20 protein-coding genes are annotated in these 21,535 nt (G+C 28.4%); 14 read left to right on the top strand and 6 right to left on the bottom strand.

From position 1 onward, the window contains the following. The first annotated feature begins 388 nt into the window (after nt 1-388). From cls to ACTHW2_RS01850, 10 genes are all read left to right on the top strand, one after another. Entirely contained in the window at nt 389-1,984 is a 1,596-nt protein-coding gene (gene cls / locus ACTHW2_RS01895; protein WP_442262034.1) for a cardiolipin synthase, read from the top strand. A gap of 111 nt (nt 1,985-2,095) precedes the next feature. Next, nucleotides 2,096-2,560 carry a nucleoside deaminase gene (locus ACTHW2_RS01890; RefSeq protein ID WP_442262033.1) on the top strand — a complete coding sequence of 155 codons (465 nt, stop codon included), beginning with the start codon at nt 2,096-2,098 and terminating at the stop codon, nt 2,558-2,560. 238 nt (nt 2,561-2,798) lie between these two features. Next, on the top strand, nt 2,799-3,287 hold the full coding sequence (locus ACTHW2_RS01885) for an NADH-quinone oxidoreductase subunit NuoE family protein (protein ID WP_442262032.1): 489 nt from the start codon (nt 2,799-2,801) through the stop codon (nt 3,285-3,287). Beyond that, nucleotides 3,277-4,875: an NADH-ubiquinone oxidoreductase-F iron-sulfur binding region domain-containing protein gene (locus ACTHW2_RS01880; protein WP_442262031.1), complete on the top strand. Its 1,599-nt coding sequence runs from the start codon at nt 3,277-3,279 to the stop codon at nt 4,873-4,875. Before ACTHW2_RS01885 ends, ACTHW2_RS01880 begins: the two co-directional genes overlap by 11 nt. A 10-nt stretch (nt 4,876-4,885) precedes the next feature. Then, nucleotides 4,886-6,619, top strand: a complete 1,734-nt coding sequence (locus ACTHW2_RS01875) for an NADH-dependent [FeFe] hydrogenase, group A6 (protein ID WP_442262030.1) — start codon at nt 4,886-4,888, stop codon at nt 6,617-6,619. A 421-nt stretch (nt 6,620-7,040) separates the two neighbouring features. Continuing rightward, on the top strand, nt 7,041-7,895 hold the full coding sequence (locus tag ACTHW2_RS01870) for a hypothetical protein (RefSeq protein ID WP_442262029.1): 855 nt from the start codon (nt 7,041-7,043) through the stop codon (nt 7,893-7,895). Nucleotides 7,896-8,026: 131 nt separating this feature from the next. Continuing rightward, the gene (locus ACTHW2_RS01865) at nt 8,027-8,395 is read left to right on the top strand and encodes a metallopeptidase family protein (RefSeq protein WP_442262028.1); all 369 of its coding nucleotides are present in this window, start codon (nt 8,027-8,029) and stop codon (nt 8,393-8,395) included. 119 nt (nt 8,396-8,514) lie between these two features. Next, nucleotides 8,515-8,970: a CBS domain-containing protein gene (locus ACTHW2_RS01860; RefSeq protein WP_442262027.1), complete on the top strand. Its 456-nt coding sequence runs from the start codon at nt 8,515-8,517 to the stop codon at nt 8,968-8,970. Between the two features lie 139 nt (nt 8,971-9,109). Beyond that, on the top strand, nt 9,110-9,595 hold the full coding sequence (locus ACTHW2_RS01855; protein ID WP_442262026.1) for a ferritin-like domain-containing protein: 486 nt from the start codon (nt 9,110-9,112) through the stop codon (nt 9,593-9,595). 102 nt (nt 9,596-9,697) lie between these two features. Next, nucleotides 9,698-10,126 carry an NUDIX hydrolase gene (locus ACTHW2_RS01850; protein WP_442262025.1) on the top strand — a complete coding sequence of 143 codons (429 nt, stop codon included), beginning with the start codon at nt 9,698-9,700 and terminating at the stop codon, nt 10,124-10,126. A gap of 79 nt (nt 10,127-10,205) precedes the next feature. Here ACTHW2_RS01850 and ACTHW2_RS01845 read toward each other — a convergent pair whose 3' ends face one another. The 3 genes from ACTHW2_RS01845 to ACTHW2_RS01835 are packed head-to-tail and all read right to left on the bottom strand — an operon-like array spanning nt 10,206 to nt 12,803. Next, on the bottom strand, nt 10,206-11,147 hold the full coding sequence (locus ACTHW2_RS01845) for a metal ABC transporter solute-binding protein, Zn/Mn family (protein WP_442262024.1): 942 nt from the start codon (nt 11,145-11,147) through the stop codon (nt 10,206-10,208). A gap of 46 nt (nt 11,148-11,193) precedes the next feature. Continuing rightward, nucleotides 11,194-12,060, bottom strand: coding sequence for a metal ABC transporter permease (locus ACTHW2_RS01840; protein ID WP_442262023.1), 867 nt, complete (start codon nt 12,058-12,060; stop codon nt 11,194-11,196). Beyond that, a complete protein-coding gene (locus ACTHW2_RS01835; protein ID WP_442262022.1) occupies nt 12,060-12,803 on the bottom strand; it encodes a metal ABC transporter ATP-binding protein in 744 nt (247 codons plus the stop codon). The genes ACTHW2_RS01840 and ACTHW2_RS01835 overlap by 1 nt, the downstream gene beginning before the upstream one ends. 410 nt (nt 12,804-13,213) lie before the next feature. Here ACTHW2_RS01835 and ACTHW2_RS01830 point away from each other — a divergent pair, with 410 nt between their 5' ends. The 4 genes from ACTHW2_RS01830 (at nt 13,214) to ACTHW2_RS01815 (ending at nt 18,712) form a co-directional block, all read left to right on the top strand. Further along, nucleotides 13,214-14,755: a GGDEF domain-containing protein gene (locus tag ACTHW2_RS01830; protein WP_442262021.1), complete on the top strand. Its 1,542-nt coding sequence runs from the start codon at nt 13,214-13,216 to the stop codon at nt 14,753-14,755. 120 nt (nt 14,756-14,875) lie between these two features. After that, nucleotides 14,876-17,134, top strand: coding sequence for an ATP-binding protein (locus ACTHW2_RS01825; RefSeq protein WP_442262020.1), 2,259 nt, complete (start codon nt 14,876-14,878; stop codon nt 17,132-17,134). A gap of 271 nt (nt 17,135-17,405) precedes the next feature. Continuing rightward, complete coding sequence (locus ACTHW2_RS01820) at nt 17,406-18,122, top strand: DUF134 domain-containing protein (RefSeq protein ID WP_442262019.1); 717 nt, start codon at nt 17,406-17,408, stop codon at nt 18,120-18,122. A 113-nt stretch (nt 18,123-18,235) separates the two neighbouring features. Continuing rightward, the gene (locus tag ACTHW2_RS01815; protein WP_442262018.1) at nt 18,236-18,712 is read left to right on the top strand and encodes a lipocalin family protein; all 477 of its coding nucleotides are present in this window, start codon (nt 18,236-18,238) and stop codon (nt 18,710-18,712) included. A 58-nt stretch (nt 18,713-18,770) separates the two neighbouring features. Here the strand turns inward: ACTHW2_RS01815 and ACTHW2_RS01810 are convergent, their stop codons facing one another. The 3 genes from ACTHW2_RS01810 to ACTHW2_RS01800 form a co-directional block, all read right to left on the bottom strand. Beyond that, nucleotides 18,771-19,229, bottom strand: a complete 459-nt coding sequence (locus tag ACTHW2_RS01810; RefSeq protein ID WP_442262017.1) for a cupin domain-containing protein — start codon at nt 19,227-19,229, stop codon at nt 18,771-18,773. A 102-nt stretch (nt 19,230-19,331) separates the two neighbouring features. Beyond that, complete coding sequence (locus ACTHW2_RS01805; RefSeq protein WP_442262016.1) at nt 19,332-20,252, bottom strand: AEC family transporter; 921 nt, start codon at nt 20,250-20,252, stop codon at nt 19,332-19,334. 144 nt (nt 20,253-20,396) lie between these two features. Further along, nucleotides 20,397-21,455: an EAL domain-containing protein gene (locus ACTHW2_RS01800; RefSeq protein WP_442262015.1), complete on the bottom strand. Its 1,059-nt coding sequence runs from the start codon at nt 21,453-21,455 to the stop codon at nt 20,397-20,399. Nucleotides 21,456-21,535: the final 80 nt, after the last annotated feature.

Below are 21,535 nucleotides of genomic sequence, written 5' to 3'. Positions count from 1 at the left end.
AAAAGCCCTGGAAATATATCTATTGTAGATGAAAAAGGAAAATATAAGCAAAGTGAGATTCTAGGAGACGGTATTACTTTGGATTTAGCCCAAGGTGATATATTAAAACTTACAGGTACGAGCATAAGTTTAGCTCCAGCGAATTAATAAAAACCTTTTAATTTGTTATTTAAAACAATAATGACAGGATGGAAGGAATAAGTATTAAATAAATACACCTAAAATTTTAGGTGTATTTATTTTGTCCTAATAGATTTACTTGATTTTATATTAATAGAATGTGCTAGGGATAAAATTTTTAGGGTAGGTATGTAGATACAATATAGGATTTATAAAACTGATATAGAAAAGGTTAAGGACTAATATAAGGTGAAAGAAGGTAGAAAAAATGAGTTCAAATAAATTTATTAATGATGGAAGTAAAGTAAATGAGATTTTCCTTTTAAAGAAAGGAAAACGAGGTATACTTAGAATGTTATTTGGAAGAACAGGTATAGTCTTACTTCTTTTAACAGTTCAAATATTACTATTGTTTAGTGTATTTAGATTTTTAGAAAGTTTACTTCCATATTTAGTAGGTACTTTATTAATCTTTACAATAGTTATGGTTATTCATGTTATTAATTCAGAGCACAATTCAAATGTTAAAATGTCCTGGGTTATAATGATTACATTAATTCCTGGATTTGGAGGATTACTTTATATTTTTATACAAAAAGATATAGGGCATCGTCTTATTAAGAAACGATTTAAGGAAATTGTAAAAGAATCAAAAACAGAATTTAGTCAACAAGAAGATTTAATGAAAAACTTGAAGGTAGAGAATAAATCATTATATAATTTAGCTACATATACTGAAAACACAGGAGGTTTTCCAATATATAAAGGAGGAAGAACAAAATACTTTCCTTTAGGAGAAGATGCTTTTGAAGAAATGATAATCCAATTAGAAAAAGCAGAAAAGTTTATATTTATGGAATATTTTATAATCGGTGAAGGGCATATGTGGGGAAAGATCCTGAAAGTTTTGTCTGATAAAGTAAAAGAAGGGGTAGAAGTTAGAGTTATGTATGATGGAACTTGTGAACTTACATTACTACCTCATAATTATTCAAAAAAATTAAAGAAATTAGGAATTTCTTCTAAGGTATTTGCACCAATTCGTCCTTTTCTTTCAACTCATTATAACTATAGGGATCATAGAAAAATATTAGTAATTGATGGTAAAGTTGCTTTTACTGGAGGAATAAACCTAGCGGATGAATATATAAACAAAATAGAAGTATATGGGCACTGGAAAGATACAGCTATTATGATTCAAGGTGGAGCAGTTGATAGCTTTACTTTAATGTTTTTACAAATGTGGAATATAAATGAAGAAAATAGAAAGTATATGGATGATAAATATAAATCTAAACTTTCAAATATAAAAGAAGAAGGTTATTTACTGCCCTTTGGTGACTCTCCACTAGATAGTGATAAGGTGGGGGAAATGATATATATGGATATATTAAATAGGGCTAAAAATTATGTCTATATTATGACACCGTATTTGATTTTAGATGGGGAAATGATAAGTTCATTAAAATTTGCAGCTAGAAGAGGTGTTGATATAAAGATTATAATGCCTCATATACCTGATAAGAAATTTGTTTTTGCCCAATCTCGAACTTATTATAAAGAACTTATAAAAACTGGTGTAAAAATTTATGAATATACTCCAGGTTTTATGCATGCTAAAGTATTTGTTAGTGACAACATAAGAGGAGTTGTAGGAACTATAAATCTTGATTATAGAAGTTTGTATCATCACTTTGAGTGTGGCTTATATATAGAAGAAGTTGAAAGTATAATGGATATAAAGGATGACTTTGAAAAGACTTTAAAACTTTCTCAGCGTGTTACTTTAGAAGATATTAAAAAGTATAATATTTTTATGACAATTTCTGGGAGAGTATTAAAAGTAATTGCTCCATTGATGTAAAAAATCTACTATTAGAAAAAATGATTTAATAAAAACATAAAAGGGGATAAATATTTATAAATTAATATAATTATTTAATATAAGGGTATCAAAGTTAATGGAGGCGATGAAATGGGATTAAAAGATGATAAGTACTATATTGAAAAAGCTATAAAACTTGCTTACCAAGCAAAAGAAGATGGTGACAATCCTTTTGGCTCTATATTAGTAGATGAAGATGGTAATATATTAATGGAAGATAAAAATACACAAATTACAAAAAATGATATAACAGGTCATCCTGAGTTACAAATAGCAAAAAGAGCTGCAGAAAAATACGATGAAGAATTTTTAAAGAAATGTACTATGTATAACTCAGCAGAGCCATGCACTATGTGTACTGGTGCTATTTATTGGAGTGGTATTGGAAGGATTGTATTTGGAATAAGTAAAAAGAGATTAAACGAGTTAAAATCTGATGGGAAAGGTAGTATAAACTACTCCATCCATGAATTACTAGACAATAGTGGTAAAGACTTTGAAATTATAGGGCCAATGGAAAGTATGAAAGAAGAAGTTGAAAAACCTCACAAATAAAAAATATAAAACCAAAATATCCACCTAAAACTATTTAAATAGTTTTAGGTGGATATTTTTAAATAAGTGGATTTAAATTAAGGACTGAAGATTCTGACATAATTAGTAGTTGGTCTACCTTTAAAGCAAACATTGTTAAAAATATATCTTTCATTACTGGCAAATATCTGATATAGTTGTTAAAAAGATGACAATCTTTCAATAGGTACATAATAATTTTATAAAATGGAGGGAAGAAATGATAATTAAGGAAAAAGAAAATTATGAAAGTATAAAGGAATTTTTAGATGAAGCTGAAAGTAGTGCCGATCTTATTGAGGTCTTACATAAAACTCAGGACTTATATGGATATATTCCAAAAAGGTCAGTTACTAAGATTGCTAAGACATTAGATATTCCAGTATCTATTATCTATGGTGTAATTACCTTTTATTCACGATTTAGTTTAATTCCAAAAGGAAAATATTCTGTAAGTGTTTGTATGGGTACTGCTTGTTACGTAAAAGGAGCAAATGATGTTTTAGAAGAATTTTCTAGAAAACTAGGCATAGGTGTAGGAGAAACAACAGAAGATCAACTTTTTTCAATTATTGAAACAAGATGCGTAGGTGAATGCGCATTGGCACCTGTGGTAAATATCAATGAAGATGTATATCCATTTTTTAAACTTGAAGATGTTGAAAATATAATAAATAAATTAAAAGCAGGTGAAAAGGATGACAAGTAGTTTCCTATTAAATAAAATAGAAGAATTGGAAAAAATAAAAGAAGTTGAGTATCCAAAACTATTGGATAGGCTATCTAAAGATAGTAATTATGTAGTGGAAGATGACAATATAAGATTAAGCGGCAAATTTTATGAAAAACAACAAAGAATTGCACTTAAAAACTATAATATTATAAATCCAGAAAGTATAGAAGAATATATTGCACTTGGAGGATATTTTTCATTAAAGAAGGTGCTGTTTGATTTAGATGATAAGGAAGCTATTAATATTATTAAAGATTCTAATCTTCGTGGTAGGGGTGGAGCAGGATTTCCAACAGGAAGAAAGTGGGAAAGTGCAGCAGGTGTAAAATCAGCTGAGAAATATGTGATTTGCAATGCTGATGAGGGAGATCCAGGAGCATACATGGATAGATCTATACTTGAAGGAGATCCCCATAGTGTTATTGAAGGCATGATAATAGCTGGAAAAGTTATAGGGTCAAACTATGGATATGTATATGTTAGGGCGGAATACCCTAAAGCAGTTACAATGCTTAAAAAGGCTATCAAAGAAGCTAAAAAACATAATCTGCTTGGAAAAGACATACTTGGAAGTGGTTTTGATTTTGACTTAGAGTTAAGACTTGGAGCTGGAGCTTTTGTATGTGGAGAAGGTACAGCATTAATCCAATCTATAGAAGGAAAAAGAGGTATGCCCCAGGCAAAGGTATATAGAACTTATCAAAAAGGATTATTTGAAAAGCCAACTATAATAAATAATGTTGAAACATTTGCAAATATAGGACAGATAATAAGTCGTGGTGCAGAATGGTTTAAGTCAATAGGAACAAAAGACTCTGCAGGGACGAAAGTATTTGCGCTTGTAGGTAAAGTAGTTAATGCTGGACTTGTAGAGGTACCTATGGGAACTACTATAAATGAAATAGTTTTTGAAATAGGTGGAGGTATACCAGATGGTAAAAAGATAAAAGCTGTACAAACAGGTGGACCTTCGGGTGGATGTATACCTCCAGATTTATTTGACACTAAAGTAGACTTTATTTCTTTAGAGGAAATAGGTTCAATAATGGGATCTGGTGGTATGGTAGTAATGGATGAAGATGACTGCATGGTTGATATAGCTAAGTTTTTTATGGATTTTACTGTAGATGAATCTTGTGGTAAGTGTACTCCATGTAGAATAGGTAACAAAAGAGTTCTTGAAATATTAGATAAGATAACATCAGGTGAAGGAAAAGCAGAAGACCTTATTTTATTAGATGATCTTTGCACTGTAATTACAGATTCAAGTCTTTGTGGTCTTGGCAAAACAGCTACTACTCCTGTTATTAGTTCTATGCATTATTTTAAAGAGGAATATGAAAAGCATATATTAGAACAAACATGTGAAGCTTCAGCATGTAAAGAATTATTAAAATATTATGTAATGTATGATTGTATTGGGTGTGGAATATGTAAAAAGAAATGTCCTGTAGATGCAATCTCAGGTTCAAAAAAGTCTATGCATAAAATAGATAGAGATATATGTATAAAGTGTAATGCTTGTTTAGAAGCCTGTCCTGTTAATGCTATTATTAGAAAATAGAGGTGATAAAATGATAAATTTAAAGATTAATGATAAAGATATCTCAGTAGAAGATGGTAGTACGATTTTAGAAGCAGCTAAAAAAGCAAATATAAATATACCAACTTTATGCCATCTAGATCTACATGATTTAGGACTAGTAAATCAAGATGCTAACTGCAGAGTTTGTATGGTTGAAAGAAAAAATGGAAGTATGGTTCCGGCATGTAATACTTTAGTAAAAGAAGGTATGACTTTGAGGACTGATACCTTAAAGGTTATAAATACAAGAAGAACTATGGTAGAACTGCTTTTATCTGATCATCCAAAAGATTGTTTAGTATGTGTTAAAAATGGAGATTGTGAACTTCAAGATTTAGCAGAAAATGTTAATATAAATAGAATAAGATATGAAGGAGAAGTTATAAAATTTCCAATAGATGATAGTAGTTTATCTATAGTAAGAGATCCAAATAAGTGTATATTATGTAAAAGATGTGAAACGGTATGTACCGATGTTCAAACAGTTGGAACTCTAACAGATATTGGAAGAGGCTTTGATACTGTTGTAGGAACACAGTATAATAATCCTATGCATCAAACAAATTGTACATTCTGTGGGCAATGCCTTGCAGTATGTCCTACTGGAGCACTTTCTGAAGTAAATTGTGTTCATAAAATATATGATGCTTTAAGAAGTGATAAAACAGTTATAGTGCAAGCAGCTCCTGCTGTTAGAGTCGCACTAGGTGAAGAATTTGGTATGGAGCCGGGTTCTGTAGTAACAGGGAAAATGGTTAGTGCTTTAAAAAACCTTGGATTTGACTATGTCTTTGATACAACTTTTGCTGCAGATTTAACCACTATTGAAGAAGCGGCAGAATTAGTTCATAGATTAAAGCATGGTGGAAAATTACCTATACTTACTAGCTGTTGTCCAAGTTGGGTCAAATTTATTGAACATAATTTTGGAGATATGTTAGATATACCATCAACATGTAAATCACCTCATGAAATGTTTGGTTCAATAGCAAAAACTTACTTTGCCCAAAAGAACAATATCCCTCGAGAAGACATAGTGGTTGTATCTATTATGCCATGTGTTGCAAAGAAATATGAATCTGCCAGACCAGAACTAGGTGGCGAAGGTTATAGTGATGTGGATCATGTAATCACTACTAGAGAATTAGCCTCTATGATAAAAGATTTTTCTATATCTTTTGCTGATTTACCAGATACAGAGTTTGATAATCCATTAGGAGAATCAACAGGAGCTGGAAATATATTTGGTGCGTCAGGTGGAGTTTTAGAATCATCTTTAAGAACTGCATATCACATGATAACAGGAGAAGATTTACAAGAGTTAGAGTTTCATGATTTAAGAGGACTAAAAGGTCTTAAAGAAGCAGAAGTCGAAATAGATGGTAAGATTTTAAAGGTTGCAACTGCAAGTGGACTTGGAAATGCTAGAAGACTATTAGATAATGTTAGAAAAGGAACAGAAGACTATGATGTAATAGAGATAATGGCATGTCCTGGAGGATGTATAGGCGGAGGAGGCCAACCATTTATTCATAGGGATATTTCAATATTAGAAAAACGTATGGAAGCTATACACAGTGTAGATAAAGAAAAAGAAGTAAAATTATCATATAAAAATGAATCCATTAAAAAAATATATGATGAATATCTAGGAGAACCTTATGGAGAAAAAGCTCACGAACTTTTACACACTGAGTTTGTCTATAGAAAAAAATATGAATAAAGTTTAAATTTAATATATAAACAGGCAGATGAAAATAAAAATTCATCTGCCTGTTTGTATTTATAGCTAAATCTCATATCAAGATTTTATAATATATAGTCTTGAAAGATTTGCTTTAAAAGAAAATACTTATTATAAATAATTCTCTTTAATAAAACTAAATTTTTTTACCTACAAGTGCTTTAATTAAACTAGTTCGGGGGGATTAATGAGAATAAAAGACAGATTTTTCTCCCTTAAAACTATACTGAGATTTGAATAATATTATATTATATACTAGAAAACATAGTTATGTCAATAGAAAACTTGAATTATTATCAATTAAATGTTATAATGGTAGTTATTGAAGTTTTAACTAAATATAAGTGAAAAAGGGCCTTTTTTTATGGCGGATTTTAGGTAAATTGGAGGGAGGAGTTTAATGGATTTAGTTGATAGAGAAGTAATACATGAAACTTTCGGTAAGGGAAATGTAGTTGACTATGATGATTCTTATATACAAATAAACTTTAAATCTGGAGAGAAAAAATTTGTTTTTCCTGATGTGTTTATAGAACATATTGAGTTTGTTGATAAAAAAGCTACAAATGTGATAGAGAAGGAAATAGAAAAAAAGAAAGAGGAAAGAAGAAAACAAGAATTAATACTTAAGGAAGAAAGAGCTATAGAGCGTGAGAAACAAAGAATTTTAGATCTTAAAAAACAAATGAAAAATCAAAAGATTAATCCTAAAGTACAGTCAGTTTTTTGGTGTGAATCAAAAGAAGATGAAGAAAAGGTTTTTGAAGAGTGGAGAGTTTTTACTGGTGAAATCAAAAGCGGTAAAAAAGAAGGTCAACCAAGAAAATTAGCTAGAATGAACGAGAAAAGTGCATGCCTTATAACTCGAAGAAAAGATGATGAACCAGAAGAGAATAGACAGATATTAGGTGTGTTTATGACAAATGAAACATTTGATGGAAGGTTATGTGAAGATGGATATATTACAGCTCATCCAAAATATAGACTAAAACTTTCAGAAGAAGAATCAGAAAAAATGTTGTTTTGGAATTATTATTTTGATAAAAATTCACCTAAAAAGACAACTTGGAACTCTGGTAGACAACGTTATTTTGACAATAAATGGATGGCTCAAATATTAAGAGACATTATTTCTTTAAAGGAAGGTCCCGAAGAAGTTAAAGAATTAGAAAAGTTTTATCAACATTTTTGCATGATAAACCTTATAGACAAAGATAATCTAGAAGAAGCAAATGGAGCATTGGTGAGAAAATAGGCTTTATTCGTTAAGTTAACCGCTAAACAAATTTGTTTAGCGGTATTTTAGATTTTTAATAAATTAGAAATATATAAAACATTAATATCTAATATAATAAATAAAATATATAGGACCAAGAAGGTGAAGATATGAGTGATTTTCCGAGTATAAATGAAATTCAAGACATATTGGAAGAGATAAGCAAAGAAATACCTGAGGAGTTTTTTAAAAAATTAAATGAAGGGATAGTTTTACTCCCTCAAATCAAGGTTCATCCTGAAAGTGAGGCTGATGACTTGATAGTATTAGGAGAATATTCGAGAAGTGTTACTGGAAGAAATATAAAAATATATTATGGATCTTTTAAAAAGATTTATAATGGACTATCAAAAGATCAAATATATGAAAAGCTTAAAGACACACTCCTACATGAATTTACTCATCATTTGGAATCTTTAGCTGGTGAAAGAGGATTAGAAATTAAGGATGAGATTAAGTTAAGAAGGTATAAAAACTAATTGTAATTTTAAGATCTTTTTATATTTTTAAGAATTATTATAATATCTATTTTGTTGTTCTAGTTTTATATTGGGTATTATTTATATATGGAATAATATTTAAATAAGGGAGGAATTTTATGTATATTAAAGATATCATGACCAAAGATGTTGTGACAGTAGTGGAAAGTGATACGGTTGAAAAGTGTGCAAATTTACTTAGTACACATGGTCTAAGTGGATTACCTGTTGTGGATTCAAAGGGTAAAGTTAAAGGAATAGTAACTGAGGGTGATCTTATAAGGAGAGCCTCGAGAATAGAAGGGCCAGCAGCTTTGGAAGTCCTAGGAGGTATATTCTATCTTGAAAGTCCTAAAAAGTTTATGGATGATTTACAAAGGTCTATGGGTTTTTTAGCAGAGGATATTATGACAGGCGATGTAATAACTGTTAGTCCAGACAAAGAAATAGAAGCGGCTGCAACCTTATTAGTTCAAAAAAGGATTAAGAGATTACCTGTTGTGGATAAAAAAGGAAATCTCATAGGTATAGTTTCTAGAAAAGATATTATGGATCATTTATTCAATAGTAAATAATCTTTGAAAAGATTATTTACTATACATTTAATATATAATTTAATTACAAAAAAATTGATTTCATATATTAAAAGGTATAACATGAATATGTAGTAGTAAAACAATATAATAAATAATGTAATAATAGGAGGAATAATTAATGGAAGATTTAAAATTTGCTATTAAAATGGAACTAGATGGTGAAAAATTTTACTTAGAACAAGCAGAAATAAACAAAGATAACAAACTAGCTACTGTTTTTAATTTTTTAGCTAAGGACGAAAGAAAACATGCTAATATACTTGAAAATAAACTAAATAATTCATCATATGAGCTAAGTGAAGATAAGTCTTTAGAAGCTTATAAAAATGTATTTGAAGATAGTGAAGATTTTAAAGTAAAAATCAAAACTAATCCTGACCAAATTGATGCTTATAGATTGGCTTTAGAAAAAGAAAAGAAAAGTATTGATTTATACGAAAAGCTAAAAAAAGAAGCTACTGATGAAAAAGGAAAAGAACTTTTTGAATTTCTTATAAAAATGGAGAAAAACCATTATCAAATATTTAATGAAATGATACAACATTTAAGACGTGCTGAAGAATGGGTAGAAGATGCTGAATTTGGAACTAGAGAGACTTACTAAATAATAAAAAGATGACAAGTTATAAATATAACTTGTCATCTTTTACTATATAAACTTTTATATAATGAAATAGTATCAATTGGTAAAGAAAGGATATTTAATATGGTAAAGATAAATTACTATGAATTAGGTTCAGTCGACAATAGTAAATTAAAATTTGCTATTGTTATGGCTAAATATATGGATAAATGGATATTTGTCAGACATAAAGAAAGGTCTACATGGGAAATGCCAGCAGGTCATAGAGAAAAGGGTGAGAATATTAATTGTACAGCTTCAAGGGAACTTATAGAGGAAACTGGAGCTATAGATTTTGATATTTTTCCTGTATCCATATATTCAGTAATAAATGATGGGATTGAAAGCTTTGGACAACTTTTTTACTCTCATGTAAAAAGTATTGGTAAATTACCAGATTATGAAATAGAAGAAATAAAACTATTTTATAATCTACCTAGAAATATAACTTATCCTTTAGTTCAGACTCAACTATTTAAAAAAATAGAAAAGTTTTATATGTCATTATATTAATTTAGTGACTCTATTTTATTATTTATATAATAAAAGGCTTTAAAACCTATTATAGAATCCTTGTTATGGGAATATTTTCTTATTTTAGGGCATCATGAATAAGTTTTATATTATAATTTAAATATTTTACATAAGTGTCAACTTCTTCTCCTGGTTTTCCAATTTCATCAGAGTAAATTGGTTTTTCGACTATTTGAACTCCAGATTCATTTGATACTGTTTCCATAGGTCTTCTATCTACATTTGATTCAACAAATAAAACAGGGGCATCATTTTCATCAATAAATTTAATCAATGATTTAATTTGTTCTGGTGATCCGTTTTCTTCGGTATCAATTGCCCAGATATATCCTTCTTTTAATCCGTAATGATCAGCCATATATTGATAAGCACGTTCACTAGTTATAAGAATACGATTTTTCTCTTCGATATCATTAATTTTTTCTTCATAATCTTTGTCTATATCTTTTAATCTTTCAATATATTCATCTGCTTTTTTTTCATAATCTTCTTTTCGATCTGGATCTTTTTCCATAAGTGCATCACGCATATCTTCGGCCATTTTGATTCCAACAGCAGGATCAATAAATGCATGAGGATTTATTTCTTCATCTGTTCCATCTTCACTACTTAAATACATAGCGTCTACACGCTCTGTTAAACTGTAGATGTTTTCTTCATCTTGGCCAACAGAATCCATCATTTTAAAGAACCATCCATTTTTTCCACCTTCAAGGTTCAATCCATTATAAAAAAGTATATCTGCATCGGTAGCTTTCTTTATATCTTTAGGAAGAGGTTCGTATTCGTGAGGATCTGTTCCAGTTGGTACTAGGTTGTGGATATCAAGATTATCTCCACCTATCTCTCTTGCGATGTCTTGAATGATGGTAAAGGATGTTACAACTTTTAGTGTTTCGTCAGAAGCTTTTCCTCCAGAATCATTATTTTCTTTTCCACATCCAGTAAGAAGTACTAGCGTTATACTAGCTACAATAAAATACTTTAAAAATCTTTTCATTCTCATACTCTCCTTTATCTTTGTAAATATTTATTTTAATTTATTTCTAATCCCTAATGCCGGATGGTTCATTTTGAGTTTTTCTTTTAAGTGCCGACCAAAGAAGTCCTTGTTTAGGTGAAAAAATTAATACAATTATAAAAAATGCAGTTGCAGCTAAGGCAATAACAGGGCCAGATGGTAAATCTTTAATATAACTAAAGTATATGCCAACAACAGAAGATAATGCACCAAATATAGATGAAAGAACTATCATAGTTGATAATTTATTTGTCAATAAATATGCTGTTGATGCAGGTGTAATAAGCATAGAAACTACAAGTATAACACCTACAGTTTGTAAAGAGGCAACGGTAACTAAAGTTAATAATACCATGATTCCATAATGGATTTGACGTGTTTTTAATCCATAAACTTCAGCCATTGTTTCATCAAAACTAGAGACAAGTAATTCTTTGAAAAACAATGTAACAACTAGCAATACAATTGCAGCTACTACTATGGTAATCCACATGTCTGAGGATCTGGCATGGAGCACATTTCCAAATAAAATCTGTGTTAAATCCGTTGCACTTTGTGCTTTTGTAATAAGAATGATCCCAATTGCAAATGCAGCTGAAAATACAATACCTATAGAAGCATCATTTTTAACACGACTATTTTGACTTATTGCGCTAATTCCAAGAGAAGATAATATACCAACTACAACTGCGCCGTAAAAGTAATTGATGTCTAACATATAGGAAATTGCAACGCCTGGGAGTACAGCGTGAGATATTGCATCGCCCATCAAAGCCATACCTCTTAAAACTATAAAGCTACCAATAACCCCACAAACGATTCCTACTATTACAGATGTAATAAGAGCTTTTTGTAAAAACTCATAAACCATTAAATCACTTAAAAATTCCATTATTTTTTCACCTCCGGATCCCGAGGTATGAATAGTGGTGCTTGATAAGCAGCTTCCATTAACTCAGGTTTAAAAACAAGATCTACAGGTCCACAAGCAATTAAATCTTTATTTATAAGAATTAATTCATCAAAATAACTTTCTACCTTCATAAGATCGTGATGTATTACGAATACTGTTTTACCTTCATTTCTTAATTCTCTTAGAATATCAATAATAATCTTTTCACTTGTTATATCTATTCCAACAAATGGTTCATCAAAAAAGAAACATTCTGATCTTTGAGCAAGGGATCTTGCTACAAAGACTCTTTGTTGTTGACCACCTGATAATTCACCAATTTGACTATCGGCATACTCCTCCATACCAACCTTTATAAGACACTCCATGGCCCAATCCTTATCGTCTTGTTTTGGTCTATGAAATAATCCAAGTTTTGGATAAGTTCCAAGTAATACAGTATCTTTTACTAGGATTGGGAAATCCCAATCAATATTTGAACGCTGAGGAACATATGCAATTTTTTTTCTCATCTGATCGAGAGATTTATTATATATTTTTATTTTACCTTTATCTATTGGAATCAAACCAAGTATTGATTTTAAAAGTGTTGATTTTCCTGCACCATTTGGTCCTATGATACCAATTAATTTTCCAGCTTCAACAGATAAATTAATATCTCTAAGGACTTCAGTCTTATGATAGGAGACATGAAGTTGTTGAATTTCTAATGATTTAGACATGATTTAACCTCCTTCTTTCTTTATATGAAATAAAATATATTTATTTAAATTTATAATTTAGGCACTCCTAACATTTATATCCTTATTGTATCAAACTAAACAGGTTTTGTGAATGGGATTTGTAAAAAAGTAATTTTTATAATGAGTTTTAATAATTTAAGTACACTCTATTGTCATAGTATATTTATTTAATATAAATAGGTTATCTATAAAGTGAAAATTTGTAAAATATGATAAGATTAAATAAGGTGATATCAAGAATTTATTTGGGGTAATTAATAGATAAATGTATTATTAGATTATCTATATTAAATTATAACATCGAATGATATATAGTATACATTAAATAATGTAAGGGTTATTATATAGATATAAAAGACTTCTAGGGTAAAAGTCAAAAGGGGTTATATATGAAAAAGTTTAAACTAAAATCTAAAATATATTTGATTCCTATGATTGTAATATTTGTAGTTGTATTAATAATCTACTATCGTAACTATAAGAATACTGTGGATATAATAAAAGCTGAATATAAATCAAAAATTAAATTAATAGAAGAAAGTATTTATAATGAAACTAAGTATACTGAAATAATAAGTAAAATAGTAGAAGAAGATATACATGATGATATGAAGGAAAAATCTAAATTTTTAATAGATAAATATAAGAAAGATCCAAAAGTACTAGATTGGAATCTTAAAGAGATGAAAAACCAAATGGATGATATGGATATATATATATTAGATAGTAGGCTTAAAGTTGTAGCCTCTTCCCTTGATGAGGAGCTTGGACTAGATTTTGATGAGCTTGTTGATTTTTCCCAGATATTAGAAAAAAGATTAGCTGGTGATAAATTTGAATCAGATAATCTTAACTTTTCAATAATAGAAGGTGAATTGAGAAAATACGGATATATGCCTACACCTGATAATAAATATCTGATAGAACTTAGTGTAAATATAAAAGATATATATCCAGAGTTAAAAAACTTAAATATAATTTATCTTTCAAAAGAGTTGAAAGATAAATATTCTTTTGTTGAAGATATAAGAGTTTATAAATTTAATAAACATAGGAAATATTCGCATGAATTAGATACGGCGAATACAAAACTTACTCGTGATAAAAATTTTAAAGATGATCAAGATAAGTATGTAAAAAAAGCATTAGATACAAATGAATCTCAAGAACATATTTTTAAAGACTCTAAGAATGATTCATATAGATTTAAATATATACCTTATGCTGTAGATTATGAAAAAAATGACTTAGCATGGTGGAAGTCATATGTTATTGAAGTACTATATAATGATCAAAATATGATAATGGACATATCACATCAAAGGCATTTATATTTTCAAAGTATATCAATTATATCATTTTTGTATTTTGGGTTTTCATTTATGATTATATATTTAATGAAGAAAAATAGAGAAATAGCATACAAAGACTACTTAACTAAGCTACCTAGTAGACAAAAGTTTGAAGAAATTATGAAATATAAGATAGAAGAAGCAAATAACAAGGCTAGCAAATTTGCAGTATTATTTTTTGATTTAGATGAATTTAAGAGTATTAATGATAGCTATGGACATAGTTTTGGAGATAAAGTTCTTCAGGAAGTAGCAAACAGAATTGAAAAGGAAGTAGATAAAGAAGATATAGTATCTAGGCTAGGTGGAGATGAGTTTGCAGCAATAATATCCGGGTTTGATCTAGAAGAGGAGATAGTAGAAGTTGTAGAAAGAATGTCAAATATCTTTGAAAATAATTTTAAAATAGGTGGAGAAGAAATATCTATAAGGGCAAGTATAGGCATAAGTTTATATCCAGACCATGGTGGTACAATAGAATCACTTATATTTAAAGCAGACAAAGCTATGTATGTAGCAAAAAAAATCAGATTGGATATAATATATATAAAGATTAAAACATATAAAAGGTGTTATTGAAAAAGTAGAGTAAAAGATCTAGAAACCTTTTACTCTACTTTTATAATGATACTAGTATTTAAATATAGATAGGGTTATAACAAGGCTAAAACTTTTAGTAAATAAACGGAGGTATAAATCTTGACAAACAAATTAAAAAAAGATCTTGAAAAAGTATGTATATATATAAAAAACAAAACAGTTTATAAAGTAAATAATAGCTTTATAGAATTATTTGGCTATTCAAAAGATACAATTATAGGTAAAAATATAAAAGAGATAGCTATATTATTGAAAATTAACTACCAAATCCAGTTTGAAGATATTAAAAATAAAGTTAATTGTTATGCATTTACTAAAACAGATCTACCAAAAGATATTAGCATTACTTGTGAGCCAATAATGGATGGAAATATAATAAAATATTATTTCGAAGAAAGTGAAGATTTGGCACTTGAAACTCTTATAGATAATTTTAATAATATTGATATAAATGATAAAGAAATAATAGCAATTTATAGTTATCCAGACTGCATTCATTTAAAATCTAGTAAAAACTTTACAAATATGCTAAATTCTATGGATATTGAAAATAAGGACTATATAGGAGAATTTCCTAAATACCCAAAACCAGTTTCAACTCTGATAAAAAAGGGAACTTCATCACTTAAGCGTGAAGTTGAATTAAAAAACTTCAATGGTAAAAAGAGTTATTGGGATATAAGTATAAGGGCCTTATCTACAAAAAAAGATAAAAAATATTTAATGTGCACTTTTTATGATGTAACTGAAAATGTTTTTGAAAGAAAACTCCTTGAAAGGGAAGGAAAAGAGATGGAAGTTATCTTAGGTAATATTTCTGATGCGATAGGTAAAGTAAATAAAAAAGGAGAATTTACCTATTTAAATAAGGTTGCTATAGAAAGACTTACTCCTTACACTTCTGATCCTAAATCTTTAGATGATAAAGAAAGGTTTAACCTTTTTAAATATAATGATATAGATGGAAACGAACTTTCTTTTGGGGAAACACCTATACAAAGAGTATTACATGGTGAAACTATTAGAAATGAGGTTATAATTATAACTAGTCACCTACCTGCAGTTTATTTTGAATGTAATGGTGTTCCTATATATGATAAAGATGGAAATATAGATGGTGGGATTCTAATATACAAGGACGTAAGAGATAGATTTAAAGCTGAAGAATATGACGCAGTTAAAGTAAATATAAAAGATATATGCTTAAACTATGTGTCATTATCATATGATAAATTTAAAATAAATTATATTAATGAAACTGGATTTAATACTATTGCAAAAAATAGAGAAGGTATAGATTCAGTAGGTCAGTTAATTGGTAAAAACTTTTTTGACTTTTTTAATTTAAAAGAGGAAGAAAAGCAGGAACTCATGCAAAACATTAAAAAAGCTATGGAGAAAAATATAATATATTCATATATACAAAAAATTAATGAAAGGGTAGAAGTACAATATATTAAAACAATATTTCAACCTATATTTGATTCTAAATCAAATATTAAAAAAGTAATTGGTGTTGGTATAGACATAACTGATGAAGAGTTAGCTAATGAAGAAATGAATCAGGCACTAAAGGCGCAAGATGAAATGTTTATAAATGTTTCCCATGAATTAAAGACTCCATTAAATTTAATTTTTAGTGCATCTCAATTATTAGAGATGTATTTAAAAAAGGACTCCCTGGTTGATGTTAAAAAGGACATAATATATAGCAATGAAATAATAATGCAAAACTGTTATAGACTCACAAAGCTTATAAGTAATATATTAGATATTTCAAAGATTGAATCAGGGTTTTATAAACTAAATCTAACCAATAATAATATTGTAAATGTTATAGACGATATGGTTGATTCTGTTTCAGATTATATTAAGGCTAGTGGACTTGAACTTGTATTTAACACAGAAATTGAAGAAATGATAGTTGCATTTGATGTTTATAAAATTGAAAGACTTCTTCTTAATCTTATTTCTAATGCTATAAAATTCTCAAGTGAAAAGGGGACTATATTAATAGGTTTAGAGTCTAAAGATAATTATGTTGAAATAACTGTAGAAGACAATGGTATAGGCATAGATAGAGCAAGTATGAATATTATTTTTGAAAAGTTTAGACAATTAAATAAATCTCTTAACCGTATGTCTGAAGGTAGTGGAATAGGTCTTTCTTTAGTCAAAGCTATAACTCAACTCCATGAAGGAGAAATAAGTGTAGAAAGCACTTTAGGAAAAGGAAGTATATTTAGAGTGAAGCTTCCTATCAGAACTACTAATAGTGAAAATATAGAATCAAAAGAAAGTTATTATAGAAACAAAACTGAAATGATAAAATATGAACTATCAGATATATACCAGTAAATTAAAAAAAGAAGCAATTGTAGAGTATAAAAGCACAAGAAAAAATGTAAATATTATAAAACTTGAATAGATATAGATGGCTAAAGATGTTCAAATTGTATATCTAAATTAGAACTATAAGTTTTTATCTAGCCTTTAAATTTAAAAGTTAGATTTTTACTTGAAGTTTCAAAGATTATATATCATGAATAAGGTTATTGACATATGATCAATACTAAAGGTATACTATAATTAGAAATAAACATATGTCAATAATTAAGAGGTGATAAAGATGGCTAGACCTAGAAAACATAGAAATGTGTGTGGACTTCCTGGAACTAATAAATTTGGGCCATTGAGTATTAAAAAAGATCAAGATAAATTTGTTAATATGACTATTGATCAATATGAAACTATAAGACTTATAGATTTAGAAGATCTGACCCAAGAAGAATGTGCTAGTCAAATGAAAATAGCACGCACTACTGTACAAAGAATATATAGTGAAGCTAGAAAAATAATTGCTGAGTCCTTAGTTAAGGGAAAAGTTTTAAAAATCGAAGGTGGAGACTATAAACTATGCAATGGAAGAGGCAAATTTTGTGGTAGAGGAAATTGTCATAAAGGTAGGAAAGGTATGGATTCACTAATAGATACAAAGGGAGAGATGAAGCTAATGAAGATTGCAATTCCAGTAAATGAAAAATCACTAGAGACAGAAGTGGCAGAAAATTTTGGTCGTGCAGAATATTTTTTAATATACGATATAGAATCAAAAGAAAAAGCTTATATAGATAATAAAGCATCATCAAGTCCAGGTGGAGCAGGAGTTATAGCTGCTCAAACTCTTGTAGATAGTGAGGTGGATGCGCTTATAACTCCAGAATGTGGAAGAAATGCAAGTGGAATTTTGATTGCAAAAGGAGTTAAAGTATATAAAAATATAAATGATGATGTAGAAAAGAATATTGAAAAAATTATAGAAGGAGCACTTGAAATATTAGAATAAAGTAGCTAAGTCTTAATAATCATGTGCTTAAGTAGTTTATATAAGGATAATAAAATCTTATTTAGGGTATACAAAAGATAAAGAGTATATAGAAATTAAAAAGGAGATATTTTATGAAAACTTTCAAAAAGGATAATGGAAGTATACCTATAGTATGTGACTTAGACTTAAAAAGATATTTAGGTAATTGGTTTGAAATTGGAAGATTACCATTAAGATCTGAAAAAGGTCTTGAAAACATAAGAGCTATTTATAATCTTAAAAAGAACGGTGAAATAGAAGTTATAAATTCTGGATATAAAAAAGGTAAGAAAAAAGAGATCAGGGGAAGTGCATGGGTTTCTGATGAAAGATGTAAAGGCAGCCTTGTGGTGAGGTTTTTCTGGCCATTTAAAAGCGAGTATAATGTTATAAAATTAGACAAGAACTATAGATATGCAGTAGTAATGGGCAATACTAAGGATAATTTATGGATTTTAAGTAGGACTCCTCATATGGATGATAAAACTTATGGCGAGATAATAGACTTTTTATATGATAAAGATTTTGATATTAAGAAGATAATAAATCCTATACAAGATAAAAAATAAGAGCCTATAGGCTCTTATTTTTTATCTTGACTAACTATCAAGTAAATTTAAGTTTTAATTAATAATCATGGTGTTCGTCATCATCCTTTGTTCCATGAATTGTGCCATGTGGATGTGCAGGAGGTGCATAAATAGAATAAAGTTTAAGAGGTATGCATCCTACATTTATTACATTGTGCCATTTGCCTGCAGGGATTAATGCTATACAATCGTCAGTGATTTTTCTTTTAAAAGTCATATTGTCTTTTGTATCTCCCATCATAACAAATGCTTTTCCTTGTTCAATACGAATAAACTGATCAAGATTATTGTGAACTTCAAATCCTATATCATCGTTTACATCAATACTCATCAATGTTAATTGAAGATATTCTCCTGTCCATAAGGCAGTACGAAAAGTATTATTTTCCAGAGTGGCCTTTTCAATATTAATTACAAATGGTTCAGGACCATAGTCCTTAAAGACTAAACAATCCCCCCATGGATCAGGATAATATAAATTTTCATCATTATACATATTATTCATTCCTTTCTTTAAAATCCTTTTATACAATATATGATTTTAACTGAAAGATGTGAATTTAAAATTTATAGTTATTTATTAATTATTTACTGTACTTTATTTAATAATATTTATTATTAAAGGAGTTGTTAAAAGAGATAATAAAGTAGTTAATGAGACTACTACAGCTGCAAATTCTTTCTCTTTATCAAAACTTTCAGCTAATATAGAAGTCATAGCAGAAGCTGGCATTGCTGTCATTATTATTACAGAGTTTAAAGCTTTAGATGGAGTGGTTAAAGGTAAAGATATGAGGTATATAAATACAGGAATAATAATAAGTTTTATTAATATTCCATAATAAATGATAAAATTATTTAGAAACTTTTTAAACTTAACTTTTGAAAGTATAACTCCTATAATAATCATAGATAAAGGCCTTGTTATACTGCCTATTGATTTTATGCTGTTTAAAATTAAACTATTTATTTTAATATCAAAAACCATGATTATAATACCAATAAACACGGCTAGAATAGAAGAATTTAAAATTATACTTTTTATTTCTTTTTTTAGTTCCTCTCTTTTAAAGTCTCCCTTAAATAATGCAATCCCATAGGTCCACATAAAAATTACAAAAAACATATTAAAAATAGATCCATATATTACTCCTTCTGGACCATATATAGAATTTAGAATTGGAAAACCTATATAACCGGTATTAACAAATATATTTGCAAAATGTAGTATAGTCTTTTTATCTTTTTTAATTGGTAGGAGGAGTATATAAGATATGAAGGCTACTACCATATAAGCTATAAAACTGTAAGCAAATGTTTTTATAACATTAGATTTTATGTTTTCTTCGTATTTAAATATGAAAGAGGAAACTATCATAAATGGAAGAGCAACATTTATAAGAACTTTAGTTAATCCTTTATTTAAATTTTCATCTATGATTCCCCTCTTACCTGCAAAAAAACCTATAAATATTATAATAAATAAAGAAATAACAGTTTCAATTATGGCCTTTTCCAACAGAACCACCTCTAATCTATTTTAATTATTGTATGTTTAACCTATGATTTTGTGATAACAATATTTGTTAGAGGATAGGAAGAAAAATTATTAATCTAAATAAAAGCTTATATAATAAAAAACCATTAAAAAAATAAAGTTTTATTAAAACTCTATTTTTTTTAATGGTTTTTTACTTGGTTTTCCAAAATAGAAACCTTGCACAAGATCTGTACCATTATCCACTACAAAATCCAATTCTTCTTTGGTCTCCACTCCTTCAGCTAATACTTTTATATCTGTTTTTTTTGATAGAGCTACTAGTGCTTTAAAGATTTCTTGTTGAAGCTCATTTTTATGTATATTTCTTATTATATCCATATCTACTTTTATGTAATTTGGATAAAATTTAGATAAATTATTCAAAGATGAATATCCACTGCCTATATCATCAAGTGCTATTTTAAAGCCTTTTTCTCTGTAATAGTTTAAAATCGTATTTAAGTTATCTGCATCATTTATGTCTTCAGTTTCTACAACTTCAAATGTTATATTTTCAGGTTCAAAGTTAAATTTATTTATTAAGTCTATAGTTGACTTTAAACATACTTCTGGATTGTAAATTACAGTTGGTAAAAAGTTTATAAAAAGTTTCTTATCTATTTTTTCCTTAGCTGAACTTATAATAGAAGTTTCTCTAGCTTGTCTATCTAGATTAAATAATAAATCACTTTCACGTGCGAGATTAAACATTTCAAATGGAGGCATTAAATTACCATCACTTTTAATTCCTCTAGAAAGAAGTTCATATCCATATATAGAAGCCTTTTTTATGTCAATTATTGGTTGGAAGTGGGTTACAAGCGTTTCATTTTCTAATATATATATAAGCTCTTTTGACATTAAGAGACTGATCCATTTATTTAGTTTTTTAGTTCTTGAATATATAGGAAAGCTTAACTTTTCTCCTACATAGACAGGCAATACATCTATTCCACTAGCTTCTTTTAAAGAGATAAAATTAAATGAATGAAGTTTTAATAAAAATGTTTCAAAGTCATTTACTTCAAATTCAAAATGTGTACATGTAGACTTTAAAATATTCCAACTTGTTGATATAAGTTTTTTTAATTTATTACGTAATTCTGAGATTTCTACATTCATATATATTCTGCATCTACCTCTAGAAAAGCTTGGAGTTCTGCTACATCTTTCGCAAGCCATAACTATTTAACCTCCTTTTGTAATAATTATATAGCTCGTTGCAGAACTCTACAACTCGCATATTTACTACGTTTATTTAC

It is taken from the genome of Tissierella sp. (assembly GCF_052089545.1).
Classification (GTDB): domain Bacteria; phylum Bacillota; class Clostridia; order Tissierellales; family Tissierellaceae; genus Tissierella_A.
Note: the sequence above shows the minus strand (reverse complement) of the source record. Positions and strands in the feature narration are given on the sequence as shown.

Excerpts from the sequence above, each read along its gene's own strand:
- ACTHW2_RS01870 (WP_442262029.1), top strand. The coding sequence starts at position 7,041 with ATGGATTTAGTTGATAGAGAAGTAATACATGAAACTTTCGGTAAGGGA.
- ACTHW2_RS01810 (WP_442262017.1), bottom strand. The coding sequence starts at position 19,229 with ATGTATAATGATGAAAATTTATATTATCCTGATCCATGGGGGGATTGT.
- ACTHW2_RS01835 (WP_442262022.1), bottom strand. The coding sequence starts at position 12,803 with ATGTCTAAATCATTAGAAATTCAACAACTTCATGTCTCCTATCATAAG.
- ACTHW2_RS01880 (WP_442262031.1), top strand. The coding sequence starts at position 3,277 with ATGACAAGTAGTTTCCTATTAAATAAAATAGAAGAATTGGAAAAAATA.
- ACTHW2_RS01830 (WP_442262021.1), top strand. The coding sequence starts at position 13,214 with ATGAAAAAGTTTAAACTAAAATCTAAAATATATTTGATTCCTATGATT.
- ACTHW2_RS01840 (WP_442262023.1), bottom strand. The coding sequence starts at position 12,060 with ATGGAATTTTTAAGTGATTTAATGGTTTATGAGTTTTTACAAAAAGCT.
- ACTHW2_RS01800 (WP_442262015.1), bottom strand. The coding sequence starts at position 21,455 with ATGGCTTGCGAAAGATGTAGCAGAACTCCAAGCTTTTCTAGAGGTAGA.
- ACTHW2_RS01850 (WP_442262025.1), top strand. The coding sequence starts at position 9,698 with ATGGTAAAGATAAATTACTATGAATTAGGTTCAGTCGACAATAGTAAA.
- ACTHW2_RS01865 (WP_442262028.1), top strand. The coding sequence starts at position 8,027 with ATGAGTGATTTTCCGAGTATAAATGAAATTCAAGACATATTGGAAGAG.
- ACTHW2_RS01815 (WP_442262018.1), top strand. The coding sequence starts at position 18,236 with ATGAAAACTTTCAAAAAGGATAATGGAAGTATACCTATAGTATGTGAC.
- cls (WP_442262034.1), top strand. The coding sequence starts at position 389 with ATGAGTTCAAATAAATTTATTAATGATGGAAGTAAAGTAAATGAGATT.
- ACTHW2_RS01890 (WP_442262033.1), top strand. The coding sequence starts at position 2,096 with ATGGGATTAAAAGATGATAAGTACTATATTGAAAAAGCTATAAAACTT.
- ACTHW2_RS01845 (WP_442262024.1), bottom strand. The coding sequence starts at position 11,147 with ATGAAAAGATTTTTAAAGTATTTTATTGTAGCTAGTATAACGCTAGTA.
- ACTHW2_RS01820 (WP_442262019.1), top strand. The coding sequence starts at position 17,406 with ATGGCTAGACCTAGAAAACATAGAAATGTGTGTGGACTTCCTGGAACT.
- ACTHW2_RS01885 (WP_442262032.1), top strand. The coding sequence starts at position 2,799 with ATGATAATTAAGGAAAAAGAAAATTATGAAAGTATAAAGGAATTTTTA.
- ACTHW2_RS01860 (WP_442262027.1), top strand. The coding sequence starts at position 8,515 with ATGTATATTAAAGATATCATGACCAAAGATGTTGTGACAGTAGTGGAA.
- ACTHW2_RS01875 (WP_442262030.1), top strand. The coding sequence starts at position 4,886 with ATGATAAATTTAAAGATTAATGATAAAGATATCTCAGTAGAAGATGGT.
- ACTHW2_RS01855 (WP_442262026.1), top strand. The coding sequence starts at position 9,110 with ATGGAAGATTTAAAATTTGCTATTAAAATGGAACTAGATGGTGAAAAA.